Source organism: Pseudomonas sp. MWU16-30316, assembly GCF_020515645.1.
Taxonomy (GTDB): domain Bacteria; phylum Pseudomonadota; class Gammaproteobacteria; order Pseudomonadales; family Pseudomonadaceae; genus Aquipseudomonas; species Aquipseudomonas cerasi.
Genome location: NZ_JAIZAZ010000003.1, coordinates 434177 through 455654, shown reverse-complemented (window position 1 = coordinate 455654; position 21478 = coordinate 434177). Strand labels below are relative to the sequence as shown.

Annotated in this window: 19 protein-coding genes; 14 read left to right on the top strand and 5 right to left on the bottom strand. The window is 55.9% G+C overall.

What is annotated here, in order from left to right; translation table 11 throughout:
* Window positions 1-9: 9 nt before the first annotated feature.
* From tssC to tssA, 3 genes are read right to left on the bottom strand one after another with little or no spacing between them, the layout of a single operon-like run.
* Window positions 10-1485 carry a type VI secretion system contractile sheath large subunit gene (tssC, locus tag LCH65_RS13140; protein WP_003434275.1) on the bottom strand — a complete coding sequence of 492 codons (1476 nt, stop codon included), beginning with the start codon at window positions 1483-1485 and terminating at the stop codon, window positions 10-12.
* Between the two features lie 28 nt (window positions 1486-1513).
* Window positions 1514-2014: a type VI secretion system contractile sheath small subunit gene (gene tssB, locus LCH65_RS13135; RefSeq protein WP_003434277.1), complete on the bottom strand. Its 501-nt coding sequence runs from the start codon at window positions 2012-2014 to the stop codon at window positions 1514-1516.
* A gap of 31 nt (window positions 2015-2045) precedes the next feature.
* Window positions 2046-3596, bottom strand: coding sequence for a type VI secretion system protein TssA (gene tssA / locus LCH65_RS13130; RefSeq protein WP_054081538.1), 1551 nt, complete (start codon window positions 3594-3596; stop codon window positions 2046-2048).
* Between the two features lie 600 nt (window positions 3597-4196).
* On the opposite strand from tssA, the gene LCH65_RS13125 reads away from it, so the two are divergent.
* From LCH65_RS13125 to LCH65_RS13100, 6 genes are all read left to right on the top strand, one after another.
* Window positions 4197-4715, top strand: coding sequence for an Hcp family type VI secretion system effector (locus tag LCH65_RS13125; protein ID WP_003434281.1), 519 nt, complete (start codon window positions 4197-4199; stop codon window positions 4713-4715).
* 68 nt (window positions 4716-4783) lie between these two features.
* Entirely contained in the window at window positions 4784-6817 is a 2034-nt protein-coding gene (gene tssI, locus LCH65_RS13120; protein ID WP_003369085.1) for a type VI secretion system tip protein TssI/VgrG, read from the top strand.
* A complete protein-coding gene (locus LCH65_RS13115) occupies window positions 6814-7695 on the top strand; it encodes a DUF4123 domain-containing protein (protein ID WP_058397030.1) in 882 nt (293 codons plus the stop codon). The genes tssI and LCH65_RS13115 overlap by 4 nt, the downstream gene beginning before the upstream one ends.
* A complete protein-coding gene (locus LCH65_RS13110; RefSeq protein ID WP_226439530.1) occupies window positions 7685-11071 on the top strand; it encodes a toxin VasX in 3387 nt (1128 codons plus the stop codon). The genes LCH65_RS13115 and LCH65_RS13110 overlap by 11 nt, the downstream gene beginning before the upstream one ends.
* A gap of 4 nt (window positions 11072-11075) precedes the next feature.
* Window positions 11076-11819, top strand: a complete 744-nt coding sequence (locus LCH65_RS13105; RefSeq protein WP_080376664.1) for a permease — start codon at window positions 11076-11078, stop codon at window positions 11817-11819.
* 57 nt (window positions 11820-11876) lie between these two features.
* On the top strand, window positions 11877-12452 hold the full coding sequence (locus LCH65_RS13100) for an N-acetyltransferase (protein WP_003367325.1): 576 nt from the start codon (window positions 11877-11879) through the stop codon (window positions 12450-12452).
* 70 nt (window positions 12453-12522) lie between these two features.
* On the opposite strand, the gene LCH65_RS13095 is transcribed toward LCH65_RS13100, so the two are convergent.
* A complete protein-coding gene (locus LCH65_RS13095) occupies window positions 12523-14091 on the bottom strand; it encodes a TerC family protein (RefSeq protein ID WP_003367323.1) in 1569 nt (522 codons plus the stop codon).
* A 648-nt stretch (window positions 14092-14739) separates the two neighbouring features.
* Between LCH65_RS13095 and LCH65_RS13090 the strand changes: the two genes are divergently transcribed.
* The 5 genes from LCH65_RS13090 (at window position 14740) to LCH65_RS13070 (ending at window position 17639) form a co-directional block, all read left to right on the top strand.
* Window positions 14740-15021 (top strand): hypothetical protein, encoded by a 282-nt coding sequence (locus tag LCH65_RS13090; protein ID WP_002553776.1) that lies wholly within the window; start codon window positions 14740-14742, stop codon window positions 15019-15021.
* Between the two features lie 137 nt (window positions 15022-15158).
* Window positions 15159-15500, top strand: coding sequence for an FKBP-type peptidyl-prolyl cis-trans isomerase (locus tag LCH65_RS13085; RefSeq protein ID WP_003367319.1), 342 nt, complete (start codon window positions 15159-15161; stop codon window positions 15498-15500).
* 128 nt (window positions 15501-15628) lie between these two features.
* Window positions 15629-15856 carry a hypothetical protein gene (locus tag LCH65_RS13080; RefSeq protein ID WP_003317903.1) on the top strand — a complete coding sequence of 76 codons (228 nt, stop codon included), beginning with the start codon at window positions 15629-15631 and terminating at the stop codon, window positions 15854-15856.
* 50 nt (window positions 15857-15906) lie between these two features.
* Window positions 15907-16611 (top strand): YoaK family protein, encoded by a 705-nt coding sequence (locus LCH65_RS13075; protein WP_032609373.1) that lies wholly within the window; start codon window positions 15907-15909, stop codon window positions 16609-16611.
* Window positions 16612-16676: 65 nt separating this feature from the next.
* A complete protein-coding gene (locus tag LCH65_RS13070; RefSeq protein ID WP_226439529.1) occupies window positions 16677-17639 on the top strand; it encodes a class I SAM-dependent methyltransferase in 963 nt (320 codons plus the stop codon).
* A 45-nt stretch (window positions 17640-17684) separates the two neighbouring features.
* On the opposite strand, the gene LCH65_RS13065 is transcribed toward LCH65_RS13070, so the two are convergent.
* Complete coding sequence (locus tag LCH65_RS13065; protein WP_060707679.1) at window positions 17685-18524, bottom strand: IclR family transcriptional regulator; 840 nt, start codon at window positions 18522-18524, stop codon at window positions 17685-17687.
* A 241-nt stretch (window positions 18525-18765) separates the two neighbouring features.
* Between LCH65_RS13065 and LCH65_RS13060 the strand changes: the two genes are divergently transcribed.
* Genes LCH65_RS13060 through LCH65_RS13050 form a run of 3 tightly spaced genes read left to right on the top strand, consistent with a single transcriptional unit; the run spans window position 18766 to window position 21461 of the window.
* Window positions 18766-19794, top strand: coding sequence for an ABC transporter ATP-binding protein (locus LCH65_RS13060; RefSeq protein WP_226439528.1), 1029 nt, complete (start codon window positions 18766-18768; stop codon window positions 19792-19794).
* The gene (locus tag LCH65_RS13055; protein WP_058416663.1) at window positions 19791-20663 is read left to right on the top strand and encodes an ABC transporter permease; all 873 of its coding nucleotides are present in this window, start codon (window positions 19791-19793) and stop codon (window positions 20661-20663) included. The genes LCH65_RS13060 and LCH65_RS13055 overlap by 4 nt, the downstream gene beginning before the upstream one ends.
* 3 nt (window positions 20664-20666) lie before the next feature.
* Entirely contained in the window at window positions 20667-21461 is a 795-nt protein-coding gene (locus tag LCH65_RS13050) for an ABC transporter permease (RefSeq protein ID WP_058416662.1), read from the top strand.
* Window positions 21462-21478: the final 17 nt, after the last annotated feature.

The following is a 21478-nucleotide window of genomic DNA, read 5'->3' as shown; positions in this document are numbered from 1 at the left end:
ATCGATGATCTACTCTTTATCCATTTTGCCGACCAGCGACAGCGTAAAGTCAGCACCCATGTATTTAAAATGAGGACGAACATTTAGACTGACCCGGTACCAGCCGGGATCACCTTCAACATCACTGACAATGACCTGTGCCGCGCGCAGCGGTCGTCTGCCACGCACCTCTGAACTCGGATTCTCCTGATCGGCAACGTACTGACGTATCCATTTGTTAAGCTGACTCTCCAGGTCCGCTCGTTCTTTCCAGGAACCTATCTGCTCTCTCTGCAGCACCTTGAGGTAGTGCGCGAGGCGATTGACGATCATCATGTAGGGCAGTTGAGTGCCTAGCTTGTAATTAAGCTCGGCTATTTTCCCCTCTGGATTGTTGCCAAAAAACTTGGGCTTCTGTACTGAGCTGGCAGAAAAGAACGCCGCATTGTCACTGCCCTTGCGCATGGTCAATGCGATAAAGCCCTCTTCCGCCAGCTCGTATTCACGGCGGTCAGACACCAGTACCTCAGTCGGAATCTTGGTCTCGATTTCACCCATGCTGTGGAAGTGGTGCAAAGGCAGGTCATCAACAGCACCGCCGCTCAAAGGACCAATGATGTTGGGGCACCACCGAAATCTGGCGAAGCTGTCTGTCAGCTTGGTAGCAAATGCATAGGCCGTATTGCCCCACAGATAGTGCTCGTGGTCGTTCGAGACGTTTTCCTCATAGGCAAACGTCTTCACCGGATTTTCCTTAGGCTCGTAGGGGCTGCGTAAAAGAAAACGCGGTACTGTCAGTGCGAAATAACGGGCGTCTTCCCGCTGCCGAAAGCTTTGCCATTTGGCGAACTGCGGCCCTTCGAAGTGATCTTTCAGATCCTTTAGATCGGGCAGACCGGTGAACTGCTCAAGCCCGAAGAAATTCGGGCCTGCAGCCGCAATAAAAGGTGCATGCGCCATGCAGGCAACGCTTGAAACGTACTGCATGGTCTTCACATCGGGAGCGCTTGGCGAGAAGAAATAATTGGCAATGATCGCGCCCACGGGATTACCGCCGAACTGACCATATTCAGCGGTATACACATGTTTGTAGAGTCCCGACTGCACCACTTCAGGTGAGTCTTCAAAATCGTCCAGAAGATCTTGCTTGGAAATACTTAACAACTCGATTTTTATATTTTCGCGAAAATCGGTTCTATCAATCAGTAACTGTAGCCCGCGCCATGATGCTTCCAACGCCTGAAACTCTGCATGATGGATGATCTCGTCCATCTGGCGACTCAGCTTGACGTCAATCTCGGTAATCATTCGATCAACCAGCGCTTTCTTGACCGGCTCGTTGTTATTACGCGGTTTCAGCAGTTCTTCAATAAATGCAGCCACCCCTCGTTTGGCAATACCATAGGCGTCGTCACAAGGCTCTAATCGGGTATGCGCAATAATCTGGTCGAGAATTCCAAGGTGAAGTTCACTTGCATCGCGCTGCGGTATGGCTTTTGTGTTCATATCTTAATTCCTGACAATGGGTCCGATGTTACTGTTGCGCGGCGACATCCAGGCCAAGCTCATCCAGCACGGTCTTACGCGATGTTTCATCCGTAATGACCTGCTCGATGGCCTTACGAAAAGAAGGCATGTTCCCCAACGGCCCCTTGAGCGCCATGAGGGCGTTGCGCAGCTCCATCAACTTTTTAAGCTCAGGAATCTGTTCGACGAGACTGGCAGGGTTGAAGTCTTTCATTGAAGAGACCTTGATGCTGACAGTCAGCTCGTCAGCCCCGCTGTCAGCCTGCAAGCGGTCAGGTACATTCAGTACCAGCTCAAGCTCCTGCTTCGCCAACACATCATCGAAATTGTTCTTGTCGATACTGATTGATTTACGGTCCTCAAGCTTTCGCTCGTCCGCGCGCTGTATGAAATCGCCAAGAACCAGCAACTTAAGTGGCAGTTCTATTTCTTCCTGCGCACCACCAACAGCAGGCTTGAACGTCACGTTGATCCGCTCTTTGGGCGCTACAGAGCCTTCTCTGGCCATTCCATTTCCCCTCAATTTATTAAACTGTACGTTAGCCATCAATAAATCTTTCAAGGTCGTGATGACATAACCTCTGGTAAATCACTTCTTTGCGCGCCGCGGCCTTGTCGTTCAGCGCCATTCGCTCATAACAGCTATATAACAACCGAGACACCTCGAGGAATATCGTGGGTTCCCATGCCGGGAGGCTTGCCGATTGAAGCTCCTGATCAAGATACTCAAGTTGAACCTTCGCCAACTCGTATTTTTTTGCATCGATACAGAGACGTGCGATGTACAGCTTGCAGAAAAATCGCTCTCGCCCGCCTTCCATACCGTTCAAGTGATCATTCACTAATTGCACAGCGGCTTTAAGCCCTTTTGTCTGCAAAACCGGCAGTGCGTCGTGGTACAGCGAATTTCGTTCTGAAGTGTCATGCTGACTTTCGCTGCCAGATGCATTTCCGACATGGACCTCGGTAGGCAGGATATAAGCGGCGATCCACTGTAATGTCTCCGTGTCTGCAAACGGCACACCGTCGTGAAAGCGAAGTTCAATAAGGTCTGGAATGCGCTTTAAAAGCAGAGCAAACTGAGCTTCTACTTCGCGCATTGCCGCTTCGCCCCCCAGGGCTTTCAGACAGTTCCAGACCATTCGCTGACCATCAAACCAAAAAGGCGACCCTGCAAGACTTGCCTCAACATCTACAATAAGGTCTGCGTAAAGACCCTGTTCGAATCGCTCTTGGTAATTGCTCAATTTGTCAACGGGCAACCTCCTTAACGGGGTTATTTTTTCACTGTTTCTTTCAGGAAGACTGTCCACTGCATACCAGGTCTGCGAGCGACCCAGGCGGAACGCTCGCGGGTCTGTAGTTTTTTGCTTAAGCCACCATCTACAAAGGCTGCGTACCGAGTGCTCTTGCACACTTAACGTCCGCTGGGCGTCTTTCTCGTTGTCGATGTAAGAGTCACTTGAAAATAACTGGACCGCAGCCTGCTTGACACGCTCCACCACCTTGACAGGCTCTTTCTCAACTTGCTCAGCGCGCTGAATCATACAGGCGAGCCGTCTTCTCAACGGCAGCAGCAACGGAGCATCACTTCCCAGATACAGATTAAATATCTCATCCAGGCCATCAAGCTGTCTGAGCAGTTGCTGGAATTCAAGAAGCTGGTGAGTAATGGAAATATCTTCTCCCAGCGCATTGTCGAGTTTTAGCAAGAGCCATTGCATGGCCGCTGAACGTGTTCGTAATTTTTGGGGATGAAATAGCAGCCAATGCTCTTTGCACAAATAATGAATCAATCCCAGCCCCGCAGATAATCCGCTAACAGACTCGCATTCATATAGAGCCCACGCCAGCCAGCTGGCGACGCGCAAGTCTTTAGACTGGTTTGAAAGAATATGTTCGCAGCCCTCTCTGATCCGCAGCCAGTCTACATTCACTTCCCCGAAAATGGCCTGTGCACCGCCCAACTCACGCTCCAAGGCTTCAAACGCCGTAGAAAAACGGATGTCTTCGCCTGCATAATCACCCATTGCGACAGGATGCCGGCCCAGATCCAGATATCGAATAGAGAGTTTGTCTTTATTGGCCACTGCCCATATTCCCACACGGCGCGCATTTCATTGTTGACGATTTTTCCAACCACTCATAAAGCCAGACAGACCTTATCGCCATGAAAACCAGCAAGCAAGGCGACACTTGGAAAATATTAAACTTTCGGAAAATTCTTACAAACAAACGAAGAAAATATGTAGGAAAGCATATAATTTATGTACCAAAATATTTAACAACCTAACTATCTATTGACCAAATACGCTGTTGCGTGCCCATCAGAACCCACAGATGTATTTTGCTTAAAACTTAACCACGAGAGGCCACTAAACGGCCAGCCATCTTGCCAACAGCACTGAAAAAATCCATGACCTCCCATACAACAAGGCCAAATATAAAATATGTATATTTTTGGATAGAGTCCTGGAAAGCTGCGCAAAAAAATGAAAATAGCGCGCAAAAACTTGCACAAATTACTCGAAAAAACTCACAACGAGCAGCACCCTCATATCCGTTCAAACGGCCAAACCAGCTGACAATACTGACTTAAGAGATACCTGGCACGTAACTTGTTATAGCGATGCTTCGACCTCCAAGCCGATTTGCTTGTGAGGCGCCACCGACTGTAAGGAAGGACGTTAATGCCTACACCCGCCTATATGACTGTCATAGACGCCAATCAGAAAATATTGACAGCAGGAGCTTTCACAACAGACTCTGTCGGCAACGTCTATCAGGAAGGCCATGAAGATGAAGCAATAATCCAGGCATTCAGCCATAACATTATTACACCCTGTGATCCTCAGTCAGGGCAGCCTACTGGCCAACGCATTCATGGTCCTGCGTGTGTCACGAAAATTTTCGACAAGACCTCGCCATTGCTTCTGGAGGCTCTTTGCTCAGGCTCAACACTAAGCAAAGTCGAAATCAAGTGGTACCGGACGTCTATCGATGGCAAGCAGGAACACTATTACACCACCACCCTGGAGGATGCGGTCATCGTCAACATCAGGTCCTACATGCACAACTGCCAGGATCCGAAGAACTCGCACTTTGGACACCTGGAGGACGTTCAATTCAGCTATCGCAAAATAACCTGGGACCACGTAAAGGCCACTACTACCGGGTCTGATGACTGGAGAAGTCCTAAGTCGGCATAACTACGCGGCCCCGGCGGTTCGACAGGATCGTCGGGGTTTTCATAAACCGGCTAGGCACGGTGGTCCATATGACGCTTAACCCCACTGATCGACCTTATTTCAGCCTGATCATCGACGGCCCTGAGCATGATTTTCAAATCCTTTCATTTACCGGCCATGAAGCTATCAATCAGCCCTTCTGTTTCAAGCTTGAGCTGGTCAGCGAGCGCGCATCGCTGAATCTCGAAAGCCTGCTGAATTGCCCCGCATTTCTGCAGTACACATCAAGGGGCAACGGCATTCATGGAGTGATCGATCAGGTTTCCCAAGGCGATTCCGGCAGGCGTCTTACGCACTACTCAGTCACCTTGCGACCGAATCTGGCAAGGCTCAGGCATCGTACCAATCAGCGTATTTTTCAGAATCGAACAGTAAAGGAGATTATTGAGCAGGTATTGAAAGAACATCACCTGATGGGCGATGCCTACAGCTTCCAGCTCGGTACGACTTACCCGGAGCGCGAATACTGTGTGCAGTATGGCGAGTCCGACCTGCACTTCATCCAGCGGCTTTGTGAAGAGGAAGGCCTGCACTATCACTTCAAACACAGCCACACAGCACATCAACTGGTATTTGGTGATGACCAGACCGTATTTCCGAAACTAAACCCGGTTATCTATAAGCCGGACAGCGGCCTGGTACCGGTTAAGTCGGTCATCAAGCGCTTCAGGTTGCGCCTGGAAATACGCACAAACAGCGTTACTCATCGCGATTATCACTTTGAAAAACCACTTCTGAAAATGGAAGGCACGGCATATGACGACGCCCGGCCGGAGCTGGAGCACTACGAATACCCGGGCGGCTTCACTCATCGGGATCGAGGAGCGCATCTGGCGAGCCGCGCACTTGAGCGCCATCGCCAGGATTACCGACTGGGCGATGGCCAAAGTGATCAACCCACCTTGGTCAGCGGCCATTTTCTACCTTTGCGCGAGCACCCCAACGAGGAATGGAACGACCTCTGGCTGTTGACCGAAGTCCGTCATGAGGGCCGCCAGCCGCAGGGGCTTGAGGAGTCTGCCCATGCATTACAGAACAAGGGGGACTTTCATCAGGGATATCGCAATACCTTTCTCGCTACACCGTGGCAAGCCTCGTATCGCCCTCCCCGGCATCATCCCAAGCCAAGAATATTCGGCAGCCAGACCGCTGTGGTCACCGGCCCGAAAGATCAGGAAATACACTGCGACCGGCACGGTCGGGTCAAAGTGCAGTTTCATTGGGATCGCGAGGGCCAGGCCAATGATCACAGCAGCTGCTGGATACGGGTTTCGTCCGGTTGGGCCGGTCATCACTACGGCAGCATGGTTATCCCGCGGATCGGTATGGAAGTACTGGTGACGTTCCTTGACGGCGACCCTGACCGTCCATTGGTCAGCGGCTGCCTGTACCACGCAGAGCACGTCCCGCCCTACGACCTGCCAGCACATCAGACGCGCAGTGTATTCAAGACCCTGAGCAGCCCCGGAGGCAATGGTTCCAACGAACTGCGTATTGAAGACCGTGCAGGCCAGGAGCAGATCTACATTCATGCCCAGCGCGACTGGGAGCAGAACATTGAGCATGAGCAGAAAATCCGGGTCGGTCATCATCGGCATGAGCGGATCGAAGGCAACAGCTACAGCGAGCTCAAGGCCGAGGAACATCAGACTGTGGATGGCGACCGGCTGACCGAGGTAAAAGCGAGCGATCACGTCACGGTGGGCGGAACCCGGCACATCAGAGTGGGTGATGGATTACTGGCCCACGCCGGACAGGAAATCCATCTCAAAGCCGGTAACAAACTGATCATCGAAGCGGGGCTGGAAATCACGCTCAATGCAGGCGGCTCCTTTATCAAGATCGATGCCAGTGGTGTGACCGCGACCGGGCCTCAGATAAAGCTCAATTCGGGGGGCAGCCCCGGAAACGGCTCTGGAGCCACCCCTCTACTTCCAGGTAATGCAGAGCGACCAGAAGCTGGCGAATCAGGTGACATGCTGATCTCCGCACAGCGACAGGCAATGATACGCAGCCCACTTTGTAGCCAATGCTCGCAAGCAACCGAAGAAACGAAAAAATGAATCAAGCCAATTATCTGTTGATTGACGGATTGCTGAGACCTGACGCCGTAAAGCAGCTATACCAGTGCGACGAGCCTATCGAGATCGCTCCGCTTTATCTCGGCACACGGTGGGCGGAGATCATGGATTTAGGCCCGGTACTTGTGCGCACGGCTCATCCCTCCGAACTCATTGCGCAGTGGCATCGACATCCTGAACAGCGTATCGACGCCTGCATTTTTTTCAGCAATGCGCCCTTGAAAATCGTCTCTGAACATTTGCAGCGTTTCCTGAATCCCTTTGATTATCTCGGTCATTCAAGCCTGCTGCGCTTCGCAGATCCGCTGGTGATGCACTACTGGCTATCGAGCTATGACCCTGAACATTTGAACTCGACGCTAGGCCCCATCGATCAACTCTGGGTTCAGTCACCCCTGCGCAGCTGGCAACAAAACCTCGATCCAGCGATCACGACATTTGTTAACGAACGTGCGCAAAAAGTCTCTCGGGCGCCTTTTTCTCTGGTAAGCGAACGTCAGTTGCAAGCCTTCGAAAGCTGCTATCGATGGCTCTTCGAGGAGCGCCTTTATGAATGGGTCAAAAAGCAGGATTCGCTGGCCTTTCTGGACCAGAGCGACGATCAAATCGAAATATGGCTGAAGCGTGCTGTGGACAGCGCAATTGAATGGGGGCTGGTTAGCGAGTACGCACTGGCGACATGGGCCGACATCTGCCACGACTGGGGTCTTGGCTTTACGAGCTCGCCACAGGGCCACTACCAATCCTGGTGTGCTCAATACACCGAGCAACAGCGCTTGCCCCCGGAGCTCCGCGTAACCGTACTCGATGAATACCGTCAGAAAGTTCGTATAGACAGGGATGCAACGCATGACCGATAAATCCGGCACCCATACTCAACGACGTGCTGCAACGTTCGCCAAAACTCCCGCCACGGCCACCAGCCTGTGTCCCTTCCGCGGACCTGACGTCGCCATCGTGCCCGTGCGCTATGCGCTGGATCGCTCCCGCTACGATACCGCGCCCCAGAAGCTGAAACCGCTACTCAAGGGCAGCCGCTGGGCAGCGATGCCGAAACTGAAAACACGCAGCTATACCCTTCGCCAGCTGTATGACGGCTACGTGTATGTCTATGACGAGACTGCCGAAACGTTGCATGAGTACGTGGTGTCAGCCGCCACTGGCAACCTGAGCCGTATTGTCTGGACCGATGCGCAGCTTGGCAGTGACCGGCGAAGCGGTGCCGACGATGGCAAACCCTTCCTGCTCTATCCGCGAAACAACCTGCTGCGCATCGCCTTTTCTCCGCTGCAATGGACGTGGCGAACATGCGAACACCTGCGTTCGAATCCGGCAAGCCGCTCTGCATGGATGAAAGCGCTGGATCTGAAACGCTACTGCATGACCATGGCCGAGCCGGATACCTTGCCATTGAACCGTATCGCCGAGGCGGTGGCGGACATCGATAAGGAGCATGTGGTTGACGATGGCCGCTTTGCAGACTCGGCGATTCCTGCTGCCCGCCCGCCTTCGGATAGCGATGAAGGTAAGGCACTGTTTTCGCCAATCGGCGCTGACGTTTTCTGGCAGGGCAGCGTTGAAGACCAGCACAGCTCACTGCTCATCGCCCTTGATGACCCGCTGGCCATTTTCAACGATCTGGGCATGCAACTGGCCGCCGATCAGGCCGCTTACCGCAATTGGCAAGCCGAGCACGAACACAAGATCCAGATCGCCCAGACGGTCACCGCACTGTGTGGCGCTGAGGGCGAACCGGAGAAACTGCCGGCATCGGTGCGCGACAATGCCGCGCTCACTCACCAGTATCTGGGCGAGCTCGAAGCTTACTTCGAGCAGTGCATCCTTGAGGAAGCGCAGATCAGCAGCAGTAACGTTCCCGGCGATTTTCTGCTGATGCCGGACATGTTCAAGAGCCTGGACATGCGCAAATCGCTTGAAATGCGTTACGGCAGCGCGCCCGCCGACGAGGCCCTGCAAGCCTGGAAAGATCGCCACAAATGGCGGCGCGAGGTCGATCTGAGCGGTGCGCGTCAGTACCTTCAGCAGCACCTGCCAACCGGCGACACACTGCTGCAACAGGTGCGTGACACGCAAAGCGACTTTCGGAAATGGTCGGCCCATCTGGGCACCGAACCGCTCAAGCTGTTTGTCGACACCACCCACCCTGAAAGCCTGCTTTATCTGCAAACGCTCATGCTTAACCTGCAGATCATCTACGCTCAGGACAACGCCGCCAGCACCTGGCTTGCCGAGCAGGAAGCCAACGACAGCAGCCTGTTTGGCACCTTGCGCTACGGCTTCTCGCCGGCGCTCAAACACGCGCTGCATCAGGAGGCCAACGCGCTGCTGAACGGCCTTGGCGACGTGACCAACCTGGCCACCCGCATCGGCGAACTCAACGGCACGCTCAATCACCAGGGCTTTGCCGACAAGCCGTGGATGAAGGCGCTGAAACAACCCGTTCAGGACACCTTCAAAGCTCTCGGCCAACTGGCCAGCAGCGCAGGCAAGGCGACGTTCGAAAGCATCCTGCTGGCCTGGGTGCCCATCGACAGCCGCCTGGCGGTGGGCAAGCAGCAGAACATCGTTGCACTGATACGCACGCTGTTGATCGGCCAGATCCTGCTCGATTCGAAGGCGCGTATTGCGATCGATCACAAGATGCTCGCGAAGCTGAAAACCTGGATCAGTGAGTGGCAGGTGCTCAACAAACAGATCAGCGACACCCGTCGCAGCTGGCTCTACCCAACCGCTTACAACCCCCGCAAAAGCATCGCCAGCCACCTGCGCACGCTCGAGCAAAAGCTTCGCCTGCACGAACTGAGCATGCCCGCCCTGCTCGACTTTCAGAACAACGAGTACGCCAGGCAGTTGCAGGATGAGATTCGCCTGCACTTCCAGTCCGGCAAAGCCATCGCCAAAGACTGGCTGGCGACCGCCAAACGCTGGCTCGATGGGCTGGGAGGGATTGCCGGCTCGATCACCTGGAGCGTGATCATGCTCAACTTCATCAACACCGCTCTCACCTATCGGGACCTGACGAAGGACGGGGATTTCAGTATGAAGGACATTGGCAAGGTCACTTATGGGTTAGGGTATAGCTTTAACCTGTTGATGGCGGTGTTTGTTGAAGCGCCGTGGCGCGTGATCAAGGAGGCGACGCCGACGTTGATCGATGGCAGAAATGTCGGGGTTCTGGAGAAATCTGCGGGGTACTGGAAGGCAAGGGGTAATGTCGCGTGGGGGGAAGCGATAAATGGGTTCCGGGTTTCGATGGTGGCGATGGGAGCGTTTGGGATAGCGGCGGCTACGTTGGAGTTGATAGACATCTACGATGACCTGACTAAAACAAAAACAACTGAAGAGGCAACTGCCACACGTATAAAATTTGGTTCAGTAGGCATTATGGCGATAGGCAGCACATTCCAGCTCGCTGCAGGAATTCTTCCAACCAGCTCTTATACATTGATTGCAATGAACCCGTGGTTTAGCGTAGCAATTCTGCTAACAGGTGTGATTTATCTATTAACTAATATAACGTTAAATTACTTCAAGCAAGATAGCGTTGGATGGTGGCTGCGAAAATGCAGCTGGTCCAAATCAATCAATTACCTTTATTCAACAGATACAGGTGGTCAACTTGAAGAAAAACTTGCTCTGCTCACGATACAGCTGAGCCCTCAGGTTCATGTTAAAAGCACCACACGCGACGAAGACCATTATTTTGGTAGAGATACCCCCTATAGCGCTCCGGTACAATACGGTGCTGGTGTGCAAATTCTTCTGCCAAGCGCAGTGCGCGGACAATCAGTACATTTCAATATCATCAGTAGCAAACGTCCACTGGGCGTGCTGCCTGTAGCAAAAATTGATGACCCGATACTCGACCCCTTTCTCGACAGAGGACAGTTCAAGAAGGTTGATCAATTTAAAAAGCTTGTCAATCAGCCCGCTCGCAAAGCCCAAGAAGATTTCACATTTCCGCTTATGCCCCCTGAAAGTGAAGATGTTGTTTGGGAAACCTGGGTGCCGCTTGAGAAAGACGCAACGTATTTGGAACTACAAATATGGTATCCCGACAGTCTGATAAGACCTGATCAACAGGACGTAGGCTACCTGTTTCAACTGAAACTTGATAGTCAGGGAGATACAGCAGTCGACGGGCTGGCACATGCCGAACTGGAAATAAAAGCATTTAGTCGAATCAGCACGTTGACACTTGAAATAGCGGAATAACATCATGACTGATAAAACGAAAGCCCCTATCTTGCAAAAAACAAAAAACAATATCGCTGATGATTCAGGTAATGCTGAAACAATCAGTCCGAGCCTAGCGAGCAACGATATTTTTAACTGGTCCATAAAAACCATGGCAAGATCCCCCAATGAAATATTTTGGACCCAGCTAGGTACGATATTTATATGCGCGCTGCCCATGAGCTTCTGTATATGGCTTGGCAGGGATGTCTATCTAGAGAAGCCCTCTGAGGCACTTTTTCTGGTGTATACATTTGCGGGCGCCGCCATCTACATCATAGCGTTAGGCGTCCGCCAAAAAACCATCTACAACTACACCATAAATACCAACCATGCCCTCGTAGAGTACTACCTCCACTACCCCGTCTTCGCCTCCTCCTTTTTCAAAGGCATCGCCATAGCCGTCATCCTGTTGTTCGTCATGGTAGCCATCCTAACCGGCTCACTGCTCTTCCTGATCGGCCCCGTGGCCATGGCATTCATCGCAGCCATCAAGCTACTCAACTGGGAAAACCCCATCCACCACGAAAAAAGCCTGCCATGGGGCGAGTACAACTTCGTCACTGTCGACCGCAAACGCTTGATGATCATCACGCACCGCACTGACATCACACTCGGCTTCGAAGCCCGATTCCAGCACGAGCTACTGTTCAACAAGTACCTGAATTTTCTGCACACCGTGCTCCCGTCCACGGCCGAGTTCACCGAAAAAGCCTGGAAGTGGTAGCACACCCACGCTAACGTACACGCCGGAATTTCAAGCCCTACCCACCAAGGCCTCACCATGATCCAGATCCGCCCCATGACACCGGAAGATTTCGAGCGCTTCTGGCCCACTTTTCAGGCTGTCGTCATCGCTCAGGAAACCTACGCCTACGACCCTGCCCTCACTCAGGAGCAGGCCCGCGATCTGTGGATGAAGGCGCCCTTGCACACGTTGATTGCCGAGGAAGATGGCCAACTGTTGGGCAGCTACTACCTGAAGGCTAACGCGGCAGGTCCGGGCAATCATGTCTGCAACTGTGGCTATATGGTGACGGACGCGGCGCGGGGTCGTGGTGTGGCGCGGTTGATGTGCGAGCATTCGCAGCAACTGGCGCGCGACAGCGGGTTCCTGGCGATGCAGTTCAATTCGGTGGTCGCCAGCAATGAGGTGGCGGTCGGGTTGTGGAGCAAGCTGGGTTTCGAGACGGTCGGGCGGTTGCCCAAGGCTTATCGTCATGCCCGATTGGGCCTGGTGGATTGTCTGGTGATGTTCAAGTGGCTGGCTGATGAGCCGGTGGCTAAAGAGCCTGCGCAGCCCAAGTTGATTGGCCGCAAGAATATCGAATCCGTGGTGTCGCGTCCGCGTCGAAAATAAGCGCGACGCACACATGAAAACGGGGCCTGCTCAGCATGAGCAGGCCCCGTCTTGTATTACAGCTCGGTGCTTATTTGCCAGAACCCATATCGGGCTGTTTCTGCAGCAACACCCGAGTCACTCGACGCTCTTCCACGCCGACGACGTGCAGGTTCCAGCCCTGCCAGCTGAGGCTGTCGCCGGTAGACGGCAGGCGATCCAGCAGGCTCATGACCAGTCCGGCCAGGGTCTGATAATCCTCGGTCGCCTTGGCCTGGAAGCCAGTGCGCTCGCGAATCAGGCTCAGGTTCAAGGCTCCCGATACCACGAAGTCCTCGCCCTGCTCGACGATGTCCGGACCTTCCACTTCGCTGGCGTCGGGCAACTGACCAGCGATGGACTCGAGAATGTCGGTCATGCTCAACACGCCGATGAAGTCACCAAACTCGTTGACCACAAAGGCGATGTGCGTCGATTCCTTGCGCATCTGCTCCAGGGCATTGAGGATGGTGAAGCTTTCCAGCAGGTTGATTGCCTTGCGCGACATCAGTTTCAAGTCGGGCTCATTGCCGGACAACAGCTCCTTGAACAGCTCTTTCTTGTGCACGAAGCCCAGCGGCTCATCGATACCGCGCTCGCCAATCAGCGGCAGACGCGAGTAGGACGAGTGCATCAGTTTCAGACGAATCTTCTCGGCGCTGTCGTTCAGGTCGATACAGTCGACTTCCGCCCTCGGCGTCATCACCGTGCGAATCGGCCGCTCTGCCAGCTGCAGCACGCCGCTGATCATCACGCGCTCACGACGGTCGAACACCGGCTCGCTGCTTTCACCATCCAGCATGTCGGTGATTTCCTCATCGACGTCACCAGACTCCAGCTTGCGACCGCCCAACAGGCGCATCACCGCATGAGCCGCACGCTCGCGGCGCGGCAGGTGACCATGGGCCGACTTCTTGCTGCGCTTGCGGGCGATCTGGTTGAACACCTCGATGAGGATCGAGAAGCCGATGGCCGCATACAGATAGCCCTTGGGAATATGGAAACCCAGGCCTTCGGCGGTCAGGCTGAAACCGATCATCATCAGGAAGCCCAGACACAGCATGATCACCGTCGGGCGGCTGTTGACGAATTTGGTCAGCGGCTTGCTGGCAATCATCATCAGGCCGATGGAGAAGATCACCGCGATCATCATCACCGACAGGTGTTCGACCATGCCGACGGCGGTAATCACCGCATCCAGCGAGAACACGGCGTCCAGTACGACGATCTGCGCAACGATAGGCCAGAACAACGCATAGCCCGCATTACCGGCGCGCTGGGCGACATGCCCTTCCAGGCGCTCGTGCAGTTCCATGGTGGCCTTGAACAGCAGGAATACACCACCAAACAGCATGATCAGGTCGCGACCGGAGAACGTCTTGCCGAACACCTCGAATAACGGCTCGGTCAGCGTCACCATCCACGAGATGCTCGCCAGCAGGCCAAGGCGCATGATCAACGCCAGCGACAGGCCAATGACGCGCGCCTTGTCGCGTTGTTCAGGGGGCAGTTTGTCGGCCAAGATGGCGATGAACACCAGGTTATCGATGCCCAGCACCAGTTCCAGCACGATAAGGGTCAGCAGGCCAAGCCATGCCGTGGGATCAGCGATCCATTCCATGGTTTATGCAGCCTCACGATAAAAATGGCAGGGGTGGGTATGGGTCACTGTAGACCAGACGCCATCGCTGAACGTCAGGCATGGCGTTGCAGCGTCAGAACGCGAAGGTCTGCCGGAATCCATGCAGTGCAAGAGGTTAAGTGGAGAGACGTTCGAATGAAGCGGCCTGCTCGGTAACAGTGAGATCACCGGCCAGCCATACGCGATGGAAGGAGGACAACTCGGAGGCTCCTGGAGGGTATTCATACAGTCCTGAAAATCAATACGGGCGCTGATCGTACAATACCCATAGATGTTTCGTACGTTGGGAAAGTATTACAAGACTTGACCAACGAGCATGCTGCTTGCCGAGCAGTAAATGAGCATGGGGCGACGTTTTGTCACACCTCAAGGCACTACCAGTTGTCTGACAACAGAATGGCGCGGGTAGATGCGCCAATCCATTTGTTTTAAAATGTTTCCATAACGTCAGGCATACGCAGTGCTTCCCGCGATCCTTATTCAACGTCGCCCTTCACTGCTCGCCTGAACAGAATCATAAAAAGAAAGCCCGTCATAGACGGGCTTTTTTCGTTTTCAGCTTTTGCATTCGATGCCCTCGACGGCATCCCGGCAACCCGTTTTCTTAACCTTTGAGGTGATTTACCCATGCTGCGCATCGTTGTTGTTCATTTGTTTCAGTGGCTCAAGCGTCTGTCGTCCGCGCTGTTCTTCCGCAGCGCAGAGGACAACTATTCGCGCAGCTTCACACGCGAAAACGATGACGAAGGCCGCTGGACGTTTGTTTCGATCGTCATCGTTCTGACCCTCAGCCTTTATTGCCTGGCTGGCCTGGGTTACTACGCCAAGACCAATATCTGGGACGGCTTCACTCAAGAGCAGAAAGAGAACATCGCGCAGGCCATGGTGGTCAGCTCGCAGAATCTCTGACAGTTACTGGGTTCGACCAAACGGGGGAAGCAAAAGCTTCCCCCGTTTTTGTTTGACCGGCTTGTCAGGAAGCGGCTTTTCTGCGAGAAAGCCCGCTCGCGCCAATCACAGAGCGCGCTGCAACCGGAAGCATGGCAATGAGCAAAGAATTACAGATTACCGATCTGCACCCCGGCGAGGGCAAGGCAGCGGTAAAGGGTGCGCTGATCACCACGCATTACACCGGAACCCTGGAAGATGGCACGGTGTTCGATTCCTCCCACGAGCGTGGCAAGCCGTTCCAATGCGTGATCGGTACCGGGCGCGTCATCAAGGGCTGGGACCAGGGCCTGATGGGCATGAAGGTCGGCGGCAAGCGTAGATTATTCGTCCCCGCCCACCTGGCCTACGGCGACAGAAGCATGGGCGCATACATCAAGCCCGGTGCCGACCTGACATTCGAAATAGAACTGCTGGAAGTGCTGACCCGCGACGATTGAGCAGCCTGCTTGCAGATCAGCCTGCATCGGCCGATACCCTGACGCACGGGCACACGCCTGATTGCTTGTTATCGCAGAAAAAGCCATGCTCCGGGTATGGAATTCAAGGTCTTGGCACAGGAACACGTATGGCGCTCAATAAGTCGACTCAGGAGCTGAAGCGACACCTGAAAGGGACAGCAACCAATCTGGAAAACACGGCGGAAGAAATTCTCAAACTCGCCTCACAAATGAACGATGTGGATGTCACCGCAGTGCTGCAGATGGTCAACCGTCTTTACAGCGATGCCGATCAGCTCAAAGCGTATGCTGATGAGGTCAAGGCCAAGCGGATCGTGCGCGCCAAGCCGCTGTAAATCGCTGCACCCGAGTTCAGACGCGCTTTCTTCGCTCCAGAGGGCCTTCGATGCTGCCACAGCCCGCCACTTCCAGCGTCAGCCCCAGGCACCTGAACATGCAGAAATGGCGTGGCCGGGTCGGCATGGGCCTGGTCGCTAGCCTGTCGGTTCTGGCCGGCATGACCGATGCCATCGGCTTCATGGCCACCGGCGATTTCGTTTCGTTCATGAGCGGCAACACCACCCGGCTTGCAGTCGCAATCAGTGATGGCGACCTGAGCGTGACGGTGCGTCTGACCCTCGCAATCCTTGCCTTCATTGCCGGCAACGCGCTGGGCGTGGTGGTTGCGCGCCTTGGCGGGCGACGTGCCCTGCCCTTGCTGCTGGGCATCGCTACGCTGCTGTGTGCGGCTGCCGCATGGCCGCTGGAAAGCAACATGCTCGCACTGATCTGGGCGATTCTGGCAATGGGCATGCTCAACGCCGCCGTCGAGCAGGTCAACGGGCTGCCGGTCGGCCTGACTTACGTGACCGGCGCGCTGTCGCGCTTCGGTCGTGGCCTGGGTCGCTGGATGCTGGGGGAACGCCGGGACGGCTGGCGCGTGCAACTGGTCCCCTGGGTCGGCATGTTCATCGGGGCCGTGATAGGCGCGCTACTCGAGCATCGTCTGGGGCTCAACGCTCTGTTGATCAGCGGCAGCCTGTCGGCGTTGCTGGGGCTGGTTTCGCTGAAAATCCCGCACCGCTGGCAACGTCAATACATGCCACGCTGAACCCTGCGATGCCCATCTGCTGAAATACGTTTACCATACGCCGCTTTTCCTGACCGATCTGCGCCATGACCCCTGAAGCACTCGCGATTCTGCAACAGCACCTGATCGACGCGTTGAACAACGTCCCGAATGAAACCCGCCGCCTGTTTCATGGCCGGGGCCGTGTGTGGCCGGGGCTGGAGCACATCACCGTCGACTGGATGCAGGGCGTGGTGCTGGTCTCGGTGTTCAAGGAGCCTCTTGAATCCGAGCTGGCAGCATTGATGCAGCTGTTGCACGCGTTGATCGACACGCCCCAGTGGCAGCAGAGTCAGGCTCACACCTTGCTGCTGCAACACCGCTATCTGCCACAGAGCACCACGCAATGGCTGACCGGCGAGGTCGTGGATGAATGGGTGATCACCGAAAACGGCCTGCGCTACAAAGTCGATTTCGGCAAAAAGCAGAACAGCGGCCTGTTTCTGGACATGCGCTACGGCCGTGAATGGGTGCAGGCTCAGGCCAAGGGCAAGCGCATCCTCAATCTGTTCGCTTACACCTGCGGCTTCTCGGTCGCCGCCCTGGCCGGGGGTGCCGACCACGTCGTGAATCTGGACATGGCCCGCGCTGCACTGAATCGCGGCCGCGAGAATCATCGCCTCAATGATCAGGACCTCAGCCGCGTGACCTTTCTGGGCCATGACCTGTTCAAGTCCTGGGCCAAGGTCATCCGTTGCGGCCCTTATGACCTGATCATCATTGACCCGCCGTCCTTCCAGAAAGGCAGTTTCATGCTCGACAAGGACTACCAGCGTGTCCTGCGTCGATTGCCGGAGTTGCTGGACGAGAACGGTTCGGTGCTGGCGTGCATGAACGATCCCGCACTGGGACCGGACTTTCTGATTCAGCACACCGCAATCGAAGCGCCCTGCCTGCGCTTCGAACAGCGCCTGGAAAACCCGCCGGAGTTCCCCGACGCTCGCGTTGAGGGCGGCTTGAAGGCGCTGGTGTTCAAGGCAGAAGGCCTGAGCCGCAGCGGATGGGCATAACGAACGACGACCGACAGCCGCTTCGGAGCTGAACAGGCATGCAGCCTATTCAACCTGCCCAAACACCTGGCTGGGCCGCCGCAGCGACGGGTCGAACGGGTTGATTCTGGCGCTGATGGCCGTGGCTTCACGCTTGAGCAATTCAACTACGGTCATCAGGCGATCGGGCCCCAGCCGGTCGGAGATGGTCGCCACACTGAGCGCAGCCACTGCACGACCGTTGCGGTCCAGGATCGGCACTGCCAGCCCGGCCATGCCCGGTAACGCCCCGGTGTTTCGCCCGGCGTAGCCCAGACGCCGCACGTTTTCCACCTCCGAACGCAGAAACACCTCGTCGTACAGGTGAAAATCCTTGAGCCGTGGCAGGTTGTAGGCAATGACCGTTTCCCGCTCGTCCTCGGGCAGAAACGCGAGAATCGCCAGACTGCCCTGCCCCACGCCCAAGGCAACACGACCGCCGATGTCGCCGGTGAACGTGCGGATCGGGTACGGGCCTTCGCTGCGGTCCAGGCAGATCGCATCGAAACCGCTGCGTGCCAGCAGAAACAGCGAGTCACCCAGTGACGCAGACAGGCGCAACAGGCTGGGGCGCACCACGTCACGCAGGTTGCCGGTATTACCCGCCTTGGCGGCCAAGGCGAAGAACTCAATGCTCAACCGGTAACGTTTGCTGAGCAAATCCTGCTCGACCATGCCCTCATCCATCAGGCTGCGCAGCAAGCGGTGCGTGGTGGGTTGCGACAGCCCGACACGCTGGGCGAGTTGCGTGACCCGCTCGCCGCCTTCATCACACTCGCCCAGGCAGCGCAGTACCGCGAACAGACGGGAAACGGCTCCCACACCGACTTCAGCTTTCGTGACATTCCGATCAGTGGAATTACCCATGACAATATCTCTTTATATTTCCACCAAAAGAATTAATTCAAAGAAAGATGTTATTCAGTGAAATTCCTTGTTGAGCCCATCCTAGCCTTCGCCCTACTCTCAGTCCACCGGGGCGATTTGAACAATCATCGGTAGCCGACTCAGAGCGAGCACCAACGTCCACAGAACTGCATGACTTCATTTCGCATCTGCCCATGACAAACGCGTGCTTCGGCGCGCATGCACAAAGGTGGAAGCAGGCATGGCATTTCTGCAGCTCGAAGGTCTCTCCAAACGCTACGGCTCCATTGACGCGGTCGTTGCCACCAACCTGGCCGTCGACAAGGGCGAATTCGTTTCTCTGCTCGGCCCTTCCGGCTGCGGCAAAACCACCACCCTGCAAATGATCGCCGGCTTCGTCGAAGTCAGTGACGGACGCATTGTGCTCGACGGGCGCGACATCACTCACGCCAAACCCAGCAGCCGGGGCCTCGGCGTAGTGTTCCAAAGCTATGCGCTGTTTCCGCACATGACCGTGGCTGACAACGTTGCGTTTGGCCTGCGTATGCGCAAGGTGCCTGCCGCCGAGTTGCACCCGCGTGTCAAACGGGTGCTGGATCTGGTGCGCCTCGGTCAGCATGCCGAGCGCTATCCGCGCGAGTTGTCCGGTGGGCAGCGCCAGCGGGTCGCATTGGCCCGCGCACTGGTCATCGAGCCGCCAGTACTGCTGCTCGACGAGCCGCTGTCCAACCTGGATGCCAACCTGCGCGAAGAGATGCAGTTCGAAATCCGCCGCATTCAGAACGAAGTCGGCATTACCACGCTGATGGTCACCCATGATCAGGCCGAAGCCCTGTCGATCAGCGATCGGGTGGTGGTGATGCAGGCCGGTCGTATCACCCAGATCGACGAGCCTTACAAGCTCTACGAACACCCGCGTACACGCTTCATCTCGGGTTTCGTCGGCAAGGCCAACATGTTGCAGGGAGATCTGGACAGCAGCGGCATCCCGCAGATTCGCCAGGTGCCCGGCGATGGCAGCCTGACCCTCAGCCTGCGTCCCGAGAAGATCGATCTGGTGTCACCTGGCTGCGGACGACTGTCCGGGCGCATCGTCACCCGTTACTTTCTTGGCAGCCAGTGGCTGTATCGCATCCAGACCGGCATTGGCGAAGTGACGGTTGTACGCCGTAACGATGGCCAAGCGCCGCTGGAACAAGGCGCAGCGGTCGACATGGACTGGCCCACCGAGTTGCTGCGCGTGCTGGATGCCGACGAGGTGCGCGCATGAGCCTGCTGAGCGAAATGCGTCAGGGCGGTCGCGGCTATTGGCTGTCGGCTCCGGCACTGGCGCTGTATATCGGCTTGCTGGTGTTGCCGCTGGGGCTGACTCTGGTGCTGTCGTTCAACGTGTTCGACTATCAGGTCGGGGTGAAAAGCGACAGCTACACGCTGGCCAACTATATGGCCGTGGTCACCGACTCGTATTTCTATGAAATCTTCCTGCGCACCTTCTGGATCAGCGCGCTGGTCACCCTGCTGTGCGTGCTGATCGGCGTCCCCGAAGCCTACATTCTCAGCCGCATGGGTACGCCGTGGCGCTCGATCTTCCTGATCCTGATTCTCACGCCGCTGCTGATCTCGGTGGTGGTCCGGGCGTTCGGCTGGAGCCTGCTGCTGGGCGCGGACGGCCTGATCAATCAGGTCATCCAGTTCATGGGCGGTCGCCCGGTGAAACTGCTGTACACCCCGTTTGCCGTGGTCATTGCGCTGGTCCACGTCATGTTGCCGTTCATGATCATTCCGGTCTGGACCTCGCTGCAGAAGCTCGACCCCACCGCCGAGCAGGCCGCGCTGTCGCTGGGCGCCAGCCAGACGAAAGTCATGCGCCTGATCGTGCTGCCGCAGGTCATGCCCGGCGTGCTGTCCGGCTCGCTGATCGTGTTCGGCCTGGCCGCCAGTTCGTTCGCCATTCCCGGCCTGCTCGGCGGACGACGTCTGAAGATGGTCGCCACGGTGATCTACGACCAGTACCTCTCGGAGTTGAACTGGCCGATGGGCGCGACCCTTGCCGTGGCGCTGCTGTTGGTCAACCTGCTGGTCATGCTGTCCTGGAACCGCATGATCGAAGGCCGTTACAAAAAAACTCTGGGGGAATGATCCATGTCCAAGAACGGTCCGTTGGCCCTCTCGTTTCATGCGCTGGTGGTGATCTTCATGATGGCCCCGCTGGTGGTGGTGTGCCTGGTGGCGTTCACCCCGGAAAACACCCTGAGCCTGCCCACCACCCATTTCTCGCTGCGCTGGTTCAAGGCCGTCTTCGAGCGCGCCGACTTTATCGATTCGTTCTACAACAGCCTGACCCTGGCGTTCGTATCAGCGACGCTGGCCACGCTGATCGCGGTACCTGCCGCACTGGCAATCACGCGTCATACATTTCCCGGTCGCAATTTTTTCAACGCCCTGTTTCTCTCGCCGATCATCATTCCTCATTTGGTACTGGGGGTGGCGATGCTGCGCCTGTTTGCGCTGATGGGTGTGAACGGCAGCTTCACCTGGCTGATCTTCGCCCATGTGCTGGTCATCACGCCTTACGTACTGCGCCTGGTACTGGCGGCGGCAATCGGCATCGACCGCAGCGCCGAGCACGCCGCCGAGTCCCTGGGGGCCGACCGTTTCACGCTGTTTCGGAAGATCACCCTGCCAATGATTCTGCCCGGCGTGGCAGGCGGCTGGTTACTGGCGTTCATCAACAGTTTCGATGAAGTCACGCTGTCGATCTTTGTTACATCGCCCGCGACGCAGACCCTGCCGGTGCGCATGTATGTCTACGCCACCGAATCCATCGACCCGATGATGGCCGCCGTATCGGCACTGGTCATCGCCCTCACCGCCGCCACCATGATCCTGCTCGACCGGGTCTACGGGCTGGATCGCGTGCTGGTCGGCAAACACTAATCCGGAGCTTTCACGTT

What these genes read in the sequence shown, in the direction of transcription:
- LCH65_RS13065 (WP_060707679.1), bottom strand. Translation starts at nt 18,524, where the DNA reads ATGGGTAATTCCACTGATCGGAATGTCACGAAAGCTGAAGTCGGTGTG.
- tssB (WP_003434277.1), bottom strand. Translation starts at nt 2,014, where the DNA reads ATGGCCAGAGAAGGCTCTGTAGCGCCCAAAGAGCGGATCAACGTGACG.
- LCH65_RS13090 (WP_002553776.1), top strand. Translation starts at nt 14,740, where the DNA reads ATGCTGCGCATCGTTGTTGTTCATTTGTTTCAGTGGCTCAAGCGTCTG.
- LCH65_RS13115 (WP_058397030.1), top strand. Translation starts at nt 6,814, where the DNA reads ATGAATCAAGCCAATTATCTGTTGATTGACGGATTGCTGAGACCTGAC.
- LCH65_RS13060 (WP_226439528.1), top strand. Translation starts at nt 18,766, where the DNA reads ATGGCATTTCTGCAGCTCGAAGGTCTCTCCAAACGCTACGGCTCCATT.
- LCH65_RS13075 (WP_032609373.1), top strand. Translation starts at nt 15,907, where the DNA reads ATGCTGCCACAGCCCGCCACTTCCAGCGTCAGCCCCAGGCACCTGAAC.
- LCH65_RS13105 (WP_080376664.1), top strand. Translation starts at nt 11,076, where the DNA reads ATGACTGATAAAACGAAAGCCCCTATCTTGCAAAAAACAAAAAACAAT.
- LCH65_RS13095 (WP_003367323.1), bottom strand. Translation starts at nt 14,091, where the DNA reads ATGGAATGGATCGCTGATCCCACGGCATGGCTTGGCCTGCTGACCCTT.
- tssC (WP_003434275.1), bottom strand. Translation starts at nt 1,485, where the DNA reads ATGAACACAAAAGCCATACCGCAGCGCGATGCAAGTGAACTTCACCTT.
- LCH65_RS13125 (WP_003434281.1), top strand. Translation starts at nt 4,197, where the DNA reads ATGCCTACACCCGCCTATATGACTGTCATAGACGCCAATCAGAAAATA.
- tssI (WP_003369085.1), top strand. Translation starts at nt 4,784, where the DNA reads ATGACGCTTAACCCCACTGATCGACCTTATTTCAGCCTGATCATCGAC.
- LCH65_RS13080 (WP_003317903.1), top strand. Translation starts at nt 15,629, where the DNA reads ATGGCGCTCAATAAGTCGACTCAGGAGCTGAAGCGACACCTGAAAGGG.
- LCH65_RS13050 (WP_058416662.1), top strand. Translation starts at nt 20,667, where the DNA reads ATGTCCAAGAACGGTCCGTTGGCCCTCTCGTTTCATGCGCTGGTGGTG.
- LCH65_RS13100 (WP_003367325.1), top strand. Translation starts at nt 11,877, where the DNA reads ATGATCCAGATCCGCCCCATGACACCGGAAGATTTCGAGCGCTTCTGG.
- LCH65_RS13110 (WP_226439530.1), top strand. Translation starts at nt 7,685, where the DNA reads ATGACCGATAAATCCGGCACCCATACTCAACGACGTGCTGCAACGTTC.
- LCH65_RS13070 (WP_226439529.1), top strand. Translation starts at nt 16,677, where the DNA reads ATGACCCCTGAAGCACTCGCGATTCTGCAACAGCACCTGATCGACGCG.
- LCH65_RS13055 (WP_058416663.1), top strand. Translation starts at nt 19,791, where the DNA reads ATGAGCCTGCTGAGCGAAATGCGTCAGGGCGGTCGCGGCTATTGGCTG.
- LCH65_RS13085 (WP_003367319.1), top strand. Translation starts at nt 15,159, where the DNA reads ATGAGCAAAGAATTACAGATTACCGATCTGCACCCCGGCGAGGGCAAG.